Source organism: Methanocaldococcus lauensis (assembly GCF_902827225.1).
Taxonomy (GTDB): domain Archaea; phylum AGJL01; class Methanococci; order Methanococcales; family Methanocaldococcaceae; genus Methanocaldococcus; species Methanocaldococcus lauensis.
Genome location: NZ_LR792632.1, coordinates 823194 through 838121, shown reverse-complemented (window position 1 = coordinate 838121; position 14928 = coordinate 823194). Strand labels below are relative to the sequence as shown.

Sequence of the window (14928 nt, the reverse complement as noted above, 5' to 3'; positions counted from 1 at the left end):
CACCATTTATTTTTGCTAAAACCTTCTCATCTTTAGGTATTGATTCACCTACCCACTTACTAAATATTTCTGGCCCTTTAACGCTTATGAAGTTTGCTCCACTTTCGTTAGCAACAGCCTTAGCCAACAATGTCTTACCAGTTCCTGGTGGTCCAAAGAGTAAAACTCCTTTTGGTGGTCTTATTCCTATCTTATCAAACACTTCCTTAGCCTTTAATGGCCATTCTACTGCCTCTCTAAGTTCTTGCTTAACATTCTCTAATCCTCCAATATCCTCCCACTTAACATTTGGAACTTCAACTAAAACTTCTCTCATTGCTGATGGTTCTACATCTTTCAATGCCTCTTTGAAGTCATCCATTGTAACTTTTAAGTTGTCTAAAACTTCTTTTGGAATTTCTTCTGCTTCTAAGTCAATGTTTGGTAATATTCTTCTCAATGCTCTCATTGCCGCTTCTTTACATAAAGCCGCTAAGTCAGCCCCTACAAATCCATGGGTTACTTCTGCTAAGTAGTCTAAGTCAACATCTTCAGCTAATGGCATGTTTCTTGTGTGTATTTGTAATATCTCTTTTCTACCTTCTCTGTCTGGAACTCCTATGTAAATCTCTCTGTCAAATCTTCCTGGTCTTCTCAATGCAGGATCTAATGCATCTGGTCTGTTAGTTGCTCCAATAACTACAACTTGCCCTCTTCCTTTTAATCCATCCATTAATGTTAATAATTGAGCTACTAACCTTCTTTCAACTTCTCCAGTAGCCTCATCTCTTTTTGGAGCGATAGCGTCAATTTCATCAATGAATATTATTGATGGTGCATTCTCCTCAGCTTCTTCAAATATCTTTCTTAAGTTTTCTTCAGTTTCTCCAACATACTTACTCATTATTTCTGGTCCATTTATGACATAGAAGTTTGCTCCTGCTTCATTAGCAACAGCCTTAGCCAACAATGTCTTACCAGTTCCTGGTGGTCCTACTAATAAAACTCCCTTAGGTGGTTCAATTCCTAACTTTTCAAACAACTCAGGGTGTCTCATTGGAAGTTCTATCATTTCTCTAACTTTTCTAACTTCTTCTTTTAAACCACCAATATCTTCATATGTAACATCTGGAATCTTAGTTTCTTTAATTTCACTAACAGGCTCTTCCTTCAATTCTACATGTGTAAATTCAGTTACTCTAACAGGTCCTGCAGGTGATGTGCTAACAACAACAAATGTTAATGCAGTTCCTAAAACTCCAATTGTTACTTTTGAACCTTTGCTTAATACTTGTCCTAATATTTTTCTCTTTATGAAATCTTCAAATCCTGGACCAAATCTAATTGGCTGAGTTGGAGCTAAAACTACTTTCTTAGCCTCTTTAAGCTCTACTTTCTTAACCTTTACTCTATCTCCAATACCTACTCCTGCATTTTGTCTTAAGTAACCATCAATTCTAATAATTCCTTTTCCAGCATCTTCTAAGAAACCTCTATAAACTATAGCATAAGCTTTTCCTTTTGGACCTTCAATTTCAATAACATCTCCTGGTTTTAAACCAAGTTCGTCCATTGTGTATGGATCAATTCTCGCAATTCCTTTCCCTACATCTCCCTGATATGCTTCAGATACTTTTAATTCTTTAACCATACTAAATCCCCTCTTTTATTTTTAATCTTTCAATTTTATTCAAAATTTTTTCACATTAGATAATATGCCGTTGAAGTTCTATATAAACTTTTTGGTTTTGTTCATACTTATTTCACAATCTTACATAATCATAATTTATTTAGGAATATCTAAGATATGAAACTGATAAACCCTTGTAAATCCACAATTTCTACATCTTACAATTAACTTAGTTTCTGTTATTGCTATATCCTGTATTGCCTCTTTTCTACAGTTAAAACATACTGCTTTTTTTTCTAAGAACCACGGCTCATACTTATGCTTTTTCTTTTTTTCATCTTCAATTATGCTTATATCTTCAACCCCCACCCTCCTTAAAATATAATATCTTGTAGCCCCACAGTTAGAACATTTAACAAATGCCTGATTAGTATAAATCTCTATAATTTGATCCACTTCTTTTTTACAATTAAAACAAACAGCTAATTTTTTCAGCTGCCATTTTTCCATACATCTCACCCTACATATTAATATTTTCTATTTTTTTATTTATAAATATTTTTATTTCTATAGCCATATAAAGTAGTTTAATAAACATTGTTTAGGGGAAAATTATGAAATGTGACTATTGTGGTAATGAAGCATTTTATTACCAAAGATATTCAAATAAACATATATGCAAAGAATGCTTTAAAAAAGACATTGAGAGGAGAGTTAAAAAGGTTTTAGGGAGAAAGATAATTAAGAATAATGTAAAAATAGGAATTGGTATCAGTGGAGGGAAGGACAGTTTAGTTATGGCACATATACTAAAAAAGCTTTTTAAACACATCCCAAACGCTAAATTAATATGTTTTTTCGTTGATGAGGGAATAAAAGATTTTAGAGAGACTGCAAAATTTTATGTTGAAGATTTTTGTAAAAAGAATAAATTAAAGTTAAAAATTATAAAATTTAAAGATGAAATTGGCTATACATTAGATGAAATCGTAAAAAACAATTATTTAAAGGAATTAAATATTGGTAAGCCCTGCTCTTTTTGTGGGGTTGTGAGAAGATACTTATTAAATAAATATGCTTTAAAAGAAAGATGTGACTATTTAGCAATTGGACACAACTTAGATGACTTTTGCCAAACAATTATAATGAACTACATCGAAGGAAATATAAAAAATATTATACAATTTGGGAAAGAAATAGATGATGATAAATTTGTTAAAAGAATTAAGCCCTTAAAATTAATTCCTGAGGATGAAGTAAAAATTTATGCAGATATTAATAAAATAGAATATCAAAAAGATCCGTGTCCATATTCCTCAATCTCTTATAGACACAAAATTAAGGAGATTATTAAAATATTGGAGGAGGAAAAACCTGGAATTAAGTTTAGCATATTGAAAGGTTATGAGAAACTTTTAAAGTATATTGAATTTAAAGAAGATATTAAAAAGTGTAAAATTTGCAGTTATCCATGTAGTGGTGAGATTTGTAAAGTATGTTTATGGTTAAAGAAATTAGAACAATTAAATAAAATAAATAAAAATTAATAAAATTTTTGGTGATAATAATGACAGATAACTACGAACAGTTTAAAAAACTTAAAAAGAAAGTAGCCAAAGCATTAGGAATTAGTGAAGAAGAATTGGATAGAATGATTAGAGAAAAAATTGAAGATTATGGAGGAATATTATTAAAAGATGCTGCTTTAATGATGATAGCTAAGGAATATGGAATAGGCTTTGAGAAAGAGAGTGTTGAGGAGTTTTCAATTAAAGACATTGAGGAAGGGCAAATAAATGTTGAGATTGTTGGAGTAGTTACAGATGTTTCAGATGTAAAAAGTTTCAAAAGAAAAGATGGAAGTGTTGGAAAGTATAGAAGGATAATGTTGGCTGATAAAACTGGGAGTATAAGGGTTACATTATGGGATGATTTAACAGATATTGATATTAAAGTAGGAGATGTTATAAAAATCAAAAGAGCGAGAGCGAGAAAATGGAATAACATATTGGAGTTAAGTTCTGTCCCAGAAACGAAGATTGAAAAGTTAGAAAACTATAATGGGGAGTTACCAAAAATTAAAGAATCATATAAAATTAATGAGTTAGTTCCTGGAATTACTGCAACATTTGAGGGAGAGGTTATTTCATCTCTACCAATCAAAGAATTTAAAAGACCTGATGGTAGTGTGGGAAGATTAAAGTCATTTATTGTTAAGGACGAAACTGGGAGTATAAGGGTTACATTATGGGATGATTTAACAGATATTGATGTTGAGAGAGGAGATTATGTTAGAGTTAGAGGATATATAAGGAAAGGATATTACAGTGGCTTAGAATGTAACGCCAATGATGTAGAAATACTAAAAAAAGGAGAAAAAATTGAAAGTAAAGAGGTAGATATTAAAGATTTAATTAACTATGAAAATGAGTTGGTTACAGTTAAAGGAAGAATTATGGCTATGGGTAGTAAAAAAAGCGTTGATTTAAATGGAGATATAGTGAAGGTTCAGGAAATTTTATTAGATAATGGAACTGGAAGAGTTAAAATATCTTTCTGGGGTGGAAAAACAGTACTATTAGAGAATGTAAAAGAAGGAGATTTAGTAAAAATAACTAATTGTAGAGTTAGGACATACTACGATAGAGAGGGAAATAAAAGATCTGAGTTGTTAGCAACATCTGACACTAAGGTTATTAAAGACGAAAGTATTGAGGCTCCTGAATATAAAATAAAGTATTGTAAAATTGAAGATATTTATAATAGAGAAGTTGATTGGAACGATATAAATTTAATCGCTTATGTAGTTGAAGATTTCGGAATTAATGAGTTAGAATTTGAGGATAGAAAGAGAAAAGTAAGAAATTTAATGTTGGAAGATGAAACTGGCAGAATAAAGTTAAGTTTATGGGATGATTTGGCTGAATTAGACATCAAAGAGGGAGATGTTATAAAGGTTTTACACGCTTACGCTAAAGAAAAAGATGAATATATTGATTTAAATATAAGTAGATTTGGAAGGATAATAGTAAATCCAGAAGATGTTGAAATTTCAATTAACAGAAAGTTTATTGCAGATGTTAAAGAAGGAGAAAATGTTGAAATTAGAGGAGCGATAGTAAAAATATTAAGTGACACTTTATTTTTATATCTATGTCCAAATTGTAAAAAGAGAGTTGAAGAAATTGATGGAACCTATAACTGCCCTATTTGTGGAGATGTAACTCCTGAAGAAATTTTAAGATTAAACTTTGTAGTTGATGACGGAACTGGAACTATAGTGTGTAGAGCATACGATAGAAGAGTGGAAAGATTGTTAAAAATGAAAAGAGAAGAATTAAAAAATATAAATATGGAAAATGTAGAGAGTGAGTTATTGGGAGAAGAGTTCGTTTTGTATGGAAATGTTAGGATTGATAATGATGAGTTAGTTATGATTGTTAAAACAGTTAAGGATGTAGATGTTGAGAAAGAAATAAAAATATTGGAAGAAATGGAATAATAAACAATAAATCTTTAATATCTTTAAAAGTTTAAAAGATGATTATAAAGATTACTATAAATTACAAAAATAAGGTAATTATAAAAAGTTATAAAAAGTTCTGTGGTGATTTTATGATTGTTGAGAGAGTAGAGGAATATTTAGATAGAATAGAAAAAATTAACAAGGATATTAACGCATTAATAGAAGTAAAACCTGAAAGAGTTTTAGAAGAAGCAAAAAAATTGGAAAAAGATGATAAGATTAAGAAAAAGCCATTATATGGAAAAATTATTGCTGTTAAGGCAAACATAAATGTTAAGGGATATATTATATCTTGTGCGTCAAAGACATTAGAGAATTATATAGCCCCTTATGATGCCACAGTTATTCAAAAAATTAAAGAAAATGGTGGCTTAATAATTGGAATTGCTAATATGGACGAATTTGCCTGTGGTAGTAGTGGAGAAACTTCCTATTATGGCCCAACAAAAAACCCAAGAGCAGAGGATAGAATTCCAGGAGGAAGTTCTTCAGGAAGTGCCGCTTCTGTTGCCGCAGATTTATGTGATATGGCCTTAGGTAGTGACACTGGTGGAAGTATTAGGAATCCAGCATCTCACTGTGGAGTTGTTGGATTTAAGCCAAGTTATGGGGTTGTTAGTAGATACGGATTATGTGATTTGGCTATGAGTTTTGACCAAATAGGACCATTAACAAAAACAGCAAAAGATGCATTATTATTAACAAATATAATTAAAGGTAAGGATTTGAAGGATACTACAACAGTTGAAACTAAACCATTTGAAAAAATAGACATTAAGGGCTTTAAAGTAGGTGTTGTTAAGGAGTTTATGGATGTTGTTGATGAAAAAATAAGAGATAAAATAGAAAAAGGTATTGAAGTTTTTAAGGATTTAGGATGTGAAATTGTTGAGTTAAGTTACAAATATGTTGATTTGGCTTTGCCTACTTACTATTTAATAAATTATGTTGAGTTCTTCTCATCCACAAGAAGATATGATGGAAGAAGATATGGTTATAGAATAGAAGAGGTCTGTGGAGAAGAGGTTTTAAGAAGAATTATGATTGGTTCAATGATTAGTCAAAAAGAGTATAGTGGAAAATATTATAAAAATGCTTTAAAAGCAAGGAATTTAATGAGAAATGAGATGATTAAAATTATGAAAGATGTCGATATTATCGTAGGAGCAACAGTTCCTAAACTACCTCACAAGTTGGGAGAAAAATTAACTCCAATGGAAATGTATAGTTATGATGTATTAACAGTTCCAGCCAATATATGTGGTTTATGTGCGGGTGTAGTTCCTTGCGGAGAAATAAATGGAATTCCAGTTGGCTTACAGATTCAAGGAAAGCCATTTGAAGATGAAAAAGTTTTAAGTGCAATGATTGAGTTTGAAGATGCTATAAAATAATTTAAGTTTATTTATATACCATTTTTCCAATATTTTGGACGAATTTTTTACTACAGTATTTAAAACATATCCCAAAATCAATATAAATTTTTTTATATTAGTATTAAGGTAAATATATATTATTGGATTTTTAAGGTGATAGTATGAAAAATCTTAATCACTATCTCTTTATTATTTATGAAAAATTCCTATGCAGAATATAATGCTGTAAATATAACAATAAAAAATGTGAGTAGTGGAGAAATTATTTACCAGGAAATATTTCCATGTACTACAAATTTTTATGAATCTAAAACAGTTAATGGTATTAATATAACAATAAATTATACAAATAGATATTATGTACCTTATAATAATACTTTAAATGATTATGTCATAATATGGTATGGTGATACTATTCATGGGGTTGAAGGTCTTAAAATTTATCTAGGTAAATCCTTTTTGACTAATAGTAAATTTTATAATGATACTCGTGGTGGATATAGACTTACAATATGTGCAATAAACTACAATTTTAATACTCCAAATACTAACAATAACACAAAAGCTCCAATTCCCTTAAATGTCTATCTGTTAATATTTGCATTCCTCACTTATATTGTATATAGAAAATCTAAAAATTTAACTTAATATCCAGCAAAATCATCTAATAAAAATTTTAGTCTTTTTTCTAAATATTTTTTATATGTTCTTTAAATATTTTTCTAAGTAATAATTAATTATATCTTCTCCACTAAGATAAACTAAATTATGCTTTTCAGCGTATTTTTTTGTTTCATTTTTGCTCATTGCCTCTCCATCATCTCCCAACATTTCACATATCGTTGTTATAGGAATAAGATTAGCCATCTCTGCCAAGGCAACAGTCATCTCAGTATGCCCTCTTCTATTTTTTACTAAACCTTCCGATGCTCTCAACAAAATAACATGCCCTGGACTCCTAAATTCTTTACCAAAATCATTATATCTATTATCTTTAACTAATTCAGTTAATTTTTTTATAGTAAATGCCCTATCTTTGTCAGTAATTCCAGTAAATGTTTTTCTATGGTTTATAGTGATTGAAAACGACGATTTTTCATCATAAGGAATATCGTTTGGATATAACTCTTTCAAAACTTTAAATTTTTGAGAGGCAAACTCTAAAATATCGACCATAAATGGAATTCCTAACTTGTTACATATATCTGGATGTATAGCAGTGCAAATTAAACCTCCAGCATCCTTTCTCATCCTTTTTATATGTTCTGGTGTTATGAATTGAGAAGCAACAACTAAATCTGTCTCTCCTTCTCTATCATCTGAATCATAAACTAAAATAAATTCTCCTTTTTTTAAGGCATTTAATGCTTTTTCTACATTATTCATCTTCATCTCCCTTGATTAATATTTTTACAGAGTCTCCATCTTTTAAATTAAATTTTTTTCTTAGGTTTATTGGAGCAACAATTTCTATAATATCTTTACTATGATGTGTTTTTTTTGGACATACAATTGCTCCATATATTTTTTCATTATTTATTAATATAGTTACTGGCAAAATTTTAACTCCAAAAAACTTTTTACCATTATATTCAAAATCCTCAGTCTCAATGTATTTAAATTTGTTTATCTCAAACTCATTGTCTATTTTTAAATTTAATGTCCCCTCGTAAGGTTCAAAGTTTAAAATTTTTTTAAAAGATTCTTTATATTGAGGAATTGACAAAAAATATTTTCCCTCTCCAAATCCAGAGACAACTTTACCCTCTAAAATCATAAATTTTCACCTTTTGATTTATAGTTACCAATTAACTTTAAAGCCAATATCTCTGCCCAAGATGCCTCTATTATAACACTCAACAGTATTGTTAAAAAAGTTCCAATTAGTATAGTTCCAGCAATATCTATTGGAGTTATATACTTAGTTATCTCCTTTGGAATCTTATCTGCATTTTTTAAAATTTCCACTCCAACAGTTGCCGCCAATGCCGCTGGAACTACACCTCTTGGCCCCTCTAAGGCAAAGTATAACTTTTCTTTAATCGAATGTTTTGTTCCTATCAACCCAACAAAAACTCCCAGTGGTCTTGCTAAGAATATAGAACCTAAGGCAACCAACAAACCTGGAATTAAATAGTTTTTAAACATACTTAATTCAACACACGCTCCTAAGAATACAAATATAAATATTCTTGCTAATAAAGATAAATCGTCGCAAAATCTTACTATATTCTCATAACTTTCAAATATCTTCCTTCTAAATAAAACATCTCCTAAATATAGAGCCATTATTGCAATAGCCATATATCCACTAAATCCATAGCCAATAATAGTTGGTAATAGTTCATCTCCAATATATAAAATAATCATAGCCCCACCAAGAACTAATGGGGCTACATATTCGTGAAAATTACAATGCACAATAATTTTTTCGTATATTTTACCTAACAGTAATCCGATGATAATTGCTCCAACAGATAAGGATAATATATCAATTACTGGATTTTTTATAGTTGATGAAACTCCAAGTAATCCTAAGACAACACTTGCAGAAACAATTCCTAAGGGGTCGTTAAATATACTCTCTGCCTCTAAGGTTATAGCAATTTCAGGGTTCGTTTTTACTCTTGAAAATACTGGAATTAGTGTGGCTGGATCTGTTGGAGAACATATAGCTCCAAATAAATATCCTACTGGCGATGTGTAAGGAAGATTTAAAACCATATTAAATATTAACCCTGAAATAACCAGAGTAATTAAAAAAGTTATAGTATCTAAACGAATAACTGTATGTATTACTTTTTTAAGTAAAGAAACTCTCATTGTAAAGGCTCCTCCTAACAAAATAAATATTAATCCTATTGGTCCAGCATATTCAAAAATCTCCATAGCAGATTCAGAAGGAATTATTTGCAAAAAGGGTCCTAGAATTAAACCTAATAACAGTAATAACGGTATATCTGGGATTTTTAACTTTTCAGAAACTTTTGCTACTAAAGCCCCTAATGCTAATGCTAACCCTAAATAACCTATAGCCATCATAAGTTCCATATTATCACATATTTAAAATTATAGAATATTATAAAATCATTAAAAATTAATAATAAATTTATAATGACATTTAATTTCTTTAAAAAAAGATAATTAAAATTATATAAATACTTTTATTATATATTAAGAAACATATCTTAAAAAACTATAATTTTACTCTTCTGAGTAAGCCCTTACTTGTAATACTGCTTCATCTAAACCTGTTTTCTCAACATTCTCTGGAACTCTTAAACCAATTGTCATATCTAATCCTTTATAAATTATGAATCCTCCAACAACTGCTATTATTGCAATAGTAATTGCCCCAATTATCTGTCCCAATAATGAAACATTTGCTCCAGATTTTAATAGGAATGGAATCCCTGCACAAATAACTCCAATAAAACCACTCATAGCATGAACTGGACCAATTGCACAGACATCATCTATTTTTAATTTTTCCTCTATGAATTTAAATGTAAATGGCTGTTGTAATCCTGCCAACAAACCAACTATAAATGCTCCTATTGGTGTAAATAAATTAACACCACTACAAACTGCCACTAAACCAGCACACATACCGTTTGCTGTATATAATGGGTCGTTTTTTGAACTTAAGGCTCCTCCAATTATACCCCCTGCAAGAGCCATCGTTGTAGCAATCCCTACACTCGCTAACTCTACACCATTACTAACTCCTACAGCACTTCCTATGTTAAATCCATACCATCCAAACGCTAAAATAAAAGCTCCTAAAACTGCTAAGGGTATATTATGCCCAGGAATTGCCTGAGGTTTTCCATTAATGTATTTTCCAATTCTTGGTCCTAAAACATATGCTGCCATTAAACCAACTAATCCTCCAAATAAATGAACTGCTCCACTTCCAGCATAGTCATGGAAGTTTATTCCTAAACTTGCAAAGCCACCTCCCCAAACTAAGTGTTCAACAATTGGATATAGAATTCCAGCAACTAACAATGCTCCAATAAAATATGGAAGAATTTTTATTCTTTCAGCAACACCACCAGTTATAATTGTAACCGCCGCAGCGGCAAACATTGCCATTTTTAGAAACCAAGCTCCTAACTCAGCATCAAAATTCCCTGTAATTAGAGGCATTATATTTTCTAAACCATAAGAAATTCCATATCCAATTAAAAGATATGCAATAAATACAGCCGCTAAGTCTAACAATTTTAAAACACAATGATACGCAACATTTTTAGATCTAAATTGCCCAATCTCTAATGCTATAAACCCTGCTTTCATAAAAAATATCAACGATGCCGCCCACATAAAGAAGAACACATCAACACCATTCATAATTTTCACCTCAAAGTTTTAGTAGGAACAAACTTACCTTCCACCCTACTTCCTTATGCCTTTAAAAAACAAAGTATTATAATTAAATAAATATTTTACTACGGAAGGAAATTGCCTTCCTTTAAGAGGTAGGGATAAAAATAAAGATAAATAATAAATAAAATAAATAATAAATAAAAAAAGTTAGAAAAATAAAAAAATAAATTATAAAAAGAAGAAAATAAAACTATAATTAGGGGGATAAAATGAAAAAGATAGAAGCAGTAATTAGGCCAGAGAAATTAGAGATAGTAAAAAAGGCGTTATCAGAAAATGGATTTTTAGGGATGACAGTTACAGAGGTTAAAGGAAGAGGAGTTCAAGGAGGTATAGTTGAGAGATACAGAGGAAGGGAGTATATAGTAGATTTATTACAAAAAGTAAAAATTGAATTAGTTGTAAAAGACGATGATGTTGAGAAAGTTATTGATATTATATGTGAAAATGCAAGAACTGGTAACCCCGGAGATGGTAAAATCTTCGTAATCCCTGTCGAAGATGTCGTTAGAGTTAGAACCGGCGAAAGAGGTGAAAATGCTTTATAATTCTTAAACCGTTTCTAAGAAACTCTGCTTTAGGATGGTTATGAATTCAGCGGCGACGATGGGTAGTAGGGTTTGTAGTAGTTTCTTAGTTTTTGTAGCATATCGTAATATATAAATATCAGTGGAACAATATTGTTATATAACCGATGAGAGGACTCTGCCTTCGAGGTCATCATAACTTTGATAAAAAGATTTTATGGGGCTGTCTCCGTTCAGCCCGAAGTCCAATGAACTCACAACGGAGGGAATGGTATTCTCGATGAATCTGTGAGTTGATGACAGCCCATTTCCATAGATTCTGTTTGTATAAATTAAGTTAAATACTATTATTATGCTATAAAATGGGAAACAAAAACTTCTATGGCTGAAGGAACTTTACATTACTTCTTTTTATAAATTCCTCACAAACCTTTTCAGGTTTTCCTTCCATAACTAATTTATTATTATCTAAGAGTATTGCTCTATCACTAATCTCTTTAATAAAATCTACACAGTGGGAGACTAAAACTATTGTTGTGCCAAATTTCTCATTTATTTTCTTTAAATAGTTTGCAACATCTCTTAATGTTATTGGATCTAAATCTCCAAAAGGCTCATCTAAGAATAAAATCTTTGGCTTAGTTATTAACTGTAAAGCCATAGCCACTCTAACCTTTTGCCCTCCACTAAGTTCAGAAACTTTTTTCTTTAAAATGTCCTTACCTAAATCTAACGCCTCTAAAATTTCATCTGGCTTAAAATCTTCAACAATTGGTGGGAATAGTTTATAAATTATATCTTCTGTTAAACCCATCTTTTGAAGTTTTGAAACTCTCTCTGCCTCTGGGACATCAATTAATTGATAAATTGCATCTACAATCTTTGGGGAAATGCCAAGTTCTTCAGCCTTTACTTTTGCATATGCAATTGCCTTTTCTCCTTTTAATCCCAATCTATATTTTAATAAATTTTCAACTGTTTGATAATATGGTAGAGAGAACTCTTGATGCATAATTCCTATTCTTTTTCTAAGATTTATTCTTTCCCATCCATATTTGGTTATATCAACTCCATCAACAATAATTCTCCCTTCATCTGGTAATTCTAAGCCAGCCATCAATCTCATAATTACAGTTTTTCCAACACCACTTGGTCCAATAATAGACACTATTTCCCCTTCTTTAACATTGAAGGAGATATTTTTTAAGTTTAATGTTTCTCCTCCATGAATAACATAGTATCTCTTAGAGACATTTTCAACTTTTATTATATCATTATCCTTTATTTTAGGAGTTCTTATATAAGGTGGCTTCATTTCTTTCAAAAACTCATTTAAGACGGTTTCAACATCTCCAATTTTTTTTACTTTTCCATCTTCCAATAATATCAATCTATCACAAAGATATCTATGCACTTCTGGCAAATGGGAGGTTATAATCACAGTTACATTTAACTTATCTCTAATGTTTTTAATTACATCTAATAGTTTCTGCTTAGATGCTGGACAAGCCATTGTTGCTGGTTCATCCAATAATAAAACTCCCTCTCCCTTTTCATAAATTTTAGCTATCTGCCTACCTAATATTAGCCTTTGTTTTTCACCACCACTTAGTATGTTTGCAAAAGCATCCTTTTTATGTTCTAAACCAACTAATTTTAATATCTCTAAGGCATCTTTTTCATACTCTTCCCATTCCTCTTCCATTGGTAGTTGCTCATCAGATTTGTTTCTTATGGCGTAAAGTTTTCTTATGATGTTATTAATTACTGGCTCTGCCCATAGTGCAAAATTTCTCTGTAAATGAATAGCAGTTACCTCTTTAAAGTTATCTTTTCTACCCAATATTTCCACTTCCCCTTCATCGTAATCTAAGGAACCTCTTAAAATTTTTATTAGAGTAGTTTTTCCTGCTCCACTTTTTCCAACAATTCCTAAAATCTCTCCCTTTTTTGCTTCAAAAGAGACATTATCTAATGCTTTAAAATCCCCATATTTTTTTGTTAAATTTTTTACCTTTACTGCTGTGCTCATAATCATCACCATTTATATAAATTAAGTATAAATTAAGAATAATACTTATTAATTACAACTTACAAAGATTAACCTACATTAACAATAAATCCTTATTATCATAATTGTCAAAAGGTTATTAAAAGGTTATTAAAGTTTTTAACATTTTGGGTGGGAGTATCATTGGAGGAATAATTTTGTCTGGTGGTAAGGGAGAGAGAATTGGTGGAAAAAAACCATTTAGAATTTTTAATGGAAAGTATCTTATAAATTACCCATCAGATGTTTTAAAAAGTTTAAATATTCCTTATGTTACAGTTTTTGCAAAAAATTCTATTGACTTAGATAAAGAAAAAGAATATTTAAATAAATATAAATGCATAATCTCCTTTGACTTGATTGAAAATAAAGGCCCTCTTATGGGTATTTTGTGCGGTATGAGAGCTTTAAATGCAGAGTGGTTTATTGTTTTGCCATGCGATTGTCCATATATAACGAAAGAATCTATAATAAAATTAATCTCTTATATAAAAATATCTAAAAAAGACAATTTATGCATAGTTCCAATGCATGAGAATGGTTTTATAGAGCCTCTATTTGCTTTATATAAAAGAAACTCCTTACATATTCTAAATAAGATCCTAATGGAAGATAGTAACTTATCTTTAAGATATTTTATATCTTACTTAAATCCGTTTTATATAAAGGTAGAGGAGTTAGATAAATCTAAAAAAATCTTTAAAAATATAAATACAATAAAAGAGTTGAAGCATGGTTAAAGTAGTAATAAACATTAAACAAAAATAAATAAAATTAAATAAACTATAAATATAATGAAAATTATAAGTTTATATGATTAGTAATATAAATAATTAATTGTGAGGTGATAATGAATGGACAATACTGAAAGGTTATATAAAGAGGGAATATTAAAATTGAAAGAGAATGTCCCTCAGATAGTAATTAGTTTAGTCGTTGCAGGGTTAATATGGTTATTTGGAGTCCTTGTCTTTATACCAATTGCTGATATGCTTGGAAATCCATATTTATTTGGATTAACAGCTTTAAAACCAATTATTTCAGCAATTGTTTTTATAGCGTTAGCTTATGTATTTTTAAAAATAGTTAAAGATTTTGGAGAATTAATGGATGGTGTTGCTGACATAATTGCTTCAAAATTAGCAAAAGAAAGAATAACAGACGATAAGTTAAAAAGATATAGGAGAGGTTTAAGAGCATTAGCATATTTAATCGTAGCAATAATTGCTTATCTGTTCTTCTTACCAATAATGGCTGGAATGTCTCCAGTTATAGCAGGAATTGTATTGATAATATTAGTTATCTGGGGCGTAATTGTACTAATAAACATTGGAAATATCTTTTCAGATGAAATTGAAGAAGGTGCCAGATTAGCATTAGCAAAATTGGAAAAAATTAGTGAAAAAAAAGAAAATGAAGAAGTTACTAATGAATAAATGTCTATTTTA

At 30.1% G+C, this 14928-nt stretch carries 13 protein-coding genes and 1 pseudogene; 7 read left to right on the top strand and 7 right to left on the bottom strand.

The window, feature by feature from the left end:
• Positions 1–7 precede the first annotated feature (7 nt).
• Together KMP69_RS08250 and KMP69_RS04660 are read right to left on the bottom strand one after the other, a co-directional pair.
• Positions 8–1630, bottom strand: a pseudogene (locus KMP69_RS08250) (CDC48 family AAA ATPase); the annotation flags it as partial.
• A 135-nt stretch (positions 1631–1765) separates the two neighbouring features.
• Positions 1766–2119 carry a hypothetical protein gene (locus KMP69_RS04660; RefSeq protein WP_214399314.1) on the bottom strand — a complete coding sequence of 118 codons (354 nt, stop codon included), beginning with the start codon at positions 2117–2119 and terminating at the stop codon, positions 1766–1768.
• Positions 2120–2223: 104 nt separating this feature from the next.
• Here KMP69_RS04660 and KMP69_RS04655 point away from each other — a divergent pair, with 104 nt between their 5' ends.
• The 4 genes from KMP69_RS04655 (at position 2224) to KMP69_RS04640 (ending at position 7159) form a co-directional block, all read left to right on the top strand.
• Positions 2224–3156, top strand: a complete 933-nt coding sequence (locus KMP69_RS04655; protein ID WP_214399313.1) for a TIGR00269 family protein — start codon at positions 2224–2226, stop codon at positions 3154–3156.
• 20 nt (positions 3157–3176) lie between these two features.
• On the top strand, positions 3177–5111 hold the full coding sequence (locus KMP69_RS04650; RefSeq protein WP_214399312.1) for a replication factor A: 1935 nt from the start codon (positions 3177–3179) through the stop codon (positions 5109–5111).
• Positions 5112–5224: 113 nt separating this feature from the next.
• Entirely contained in the window at positions 5225–6529 is a 1305-nt protein-coding gene (gatA, locus tag KMP69_RS04645) for an Asp-tRNA(Asn)/Glu-tRNA(Gln) amidotransferase subunit GatA (protein ID WP_214399311.1), read from the top strand.
• A gap of 177 nt (positions 6530–6706) precedes the next feature.
• On the top strand, positions 6707–7159 hold the full coding sequence (locus tag KMP69_RS04640) for a hypothetical protein (RefSeq protein ID WP_214399310.1): 453 nt from the start codon (positions 6707–6709) through the stop codon (positions 7157–7159).
• Positions 7160–7210: 51 nt separating this feature from the next.
• On the opposite strand, the gene ribB is transcribed toward KMP69_RS04640, so the two are convergent.
• From ribB to amt, 4 genes are all read right to left on the bottom strand, one after another.
• Positions 7211–7897, bottom strand: coding sequence for a 3,4-dihydroxy-2-butanone-4-phosphate synthase (gene ribB / locus KMP69_RS04635; RefSeq protein ID WP_214399309.1), 687 nt, complete (start codon positions 7895–7897; stop codon positions 7211–7213).
• Positions 7890–8288: a CTP-dependent riboflavin kinase gene (gene ribK / locus KMP69_RS04630; protein ID WP_214399308.1), complete on the bottom strand. Its 399-nt coding sequence runs from the start codon at positions 8286–8288 to the stop codon at positions 7890–7892. Before ribK ends, ribB begins: the two co-directional genes overlap by 8 nt.
• The gene (locus tag KMP69_RS04625) at positions 8285–9562 is read right to left on the bottom strand and encodes a cation:proton antiporter (protein ID WP_214399307.1); all 1278 of its coding nucleotides are present in this window, start codon (positions 9560–9562) and stop codon (positions 8285–8287) included. Before KMP69_RS04625 ends, ribK begins: the two co-directional genes overlap by 4 nt.
• 153 nt (positions 9563–9715) lie before the next feature.
• Positions 9716–10867, bottom strand: a complete 1152-nt coding sequence (gene amt, locus KMP69_RS04620; protein WP_214399306.1) for an ammonium transporter — start codon at positions 10865–10867, stop codon at positions 9716–9718.
• Between the two features lie 245 nt (positions 10868–11112).
• Here amt and KMP69_RS04615 point away from each other — a divergent pair, with 245 nt between their 5' ends.
• Positions 11113–11451, top strand: a complete 339-nt coding sequence (locus KMP69_RS04615; protein ID WP_214399305.1) for a P-II family nitrogen regulator — start codon at positions 11113–11115, stop codon at positions 11449–11451.
• Positions 11452–11809: 358 nt separating this feature from the next.
• Here the strand turns inward: KMP69_RS04615 and KMP69_RS04610 are convergent, their stop codons facing one another.
• Complete coding sequence (locus tag KMP69_RS04610; protein ID WP_214399304.1) at positions 11810–13462, bottom strand: ABC transporter ATP-binding protein; 1653 nt, start codon at positions 13460–13462, stop codon at positions 11810–11812.
• A 146-nt stretch (positions 13463–13608) separates the two neighbouring features.
• Here KMP69_RS04610 and KMP69_RS04605 point away from each other — a divergent pair, with 146 nt between their 5' ends.
• Positions 13609–14220, top strand: a complete 612-nt coding sequence (locus KMP69_RS04605) for a molybdenum cofactor guanylyltransferase (protein ID WP_214399303.1) — start codon at positions 13609–13611, stop codon at positions 14218–14220.
• 114 nt (positions 14221–14334) lie between these two features.
• The gene (locus tag KMP69_RS04600; protein WP_214399302.1) at positions 14335–14916 is read left to right on the top strand and encodes a DUF2207 domain-containing protein; all 582 of its coding nucleotides are present in this window, start codon (positions 14335–14337) and stop codon (positions 14914–14916) included.
• Positions 14917–14928 lie beyond the last annotated feature (12 nt).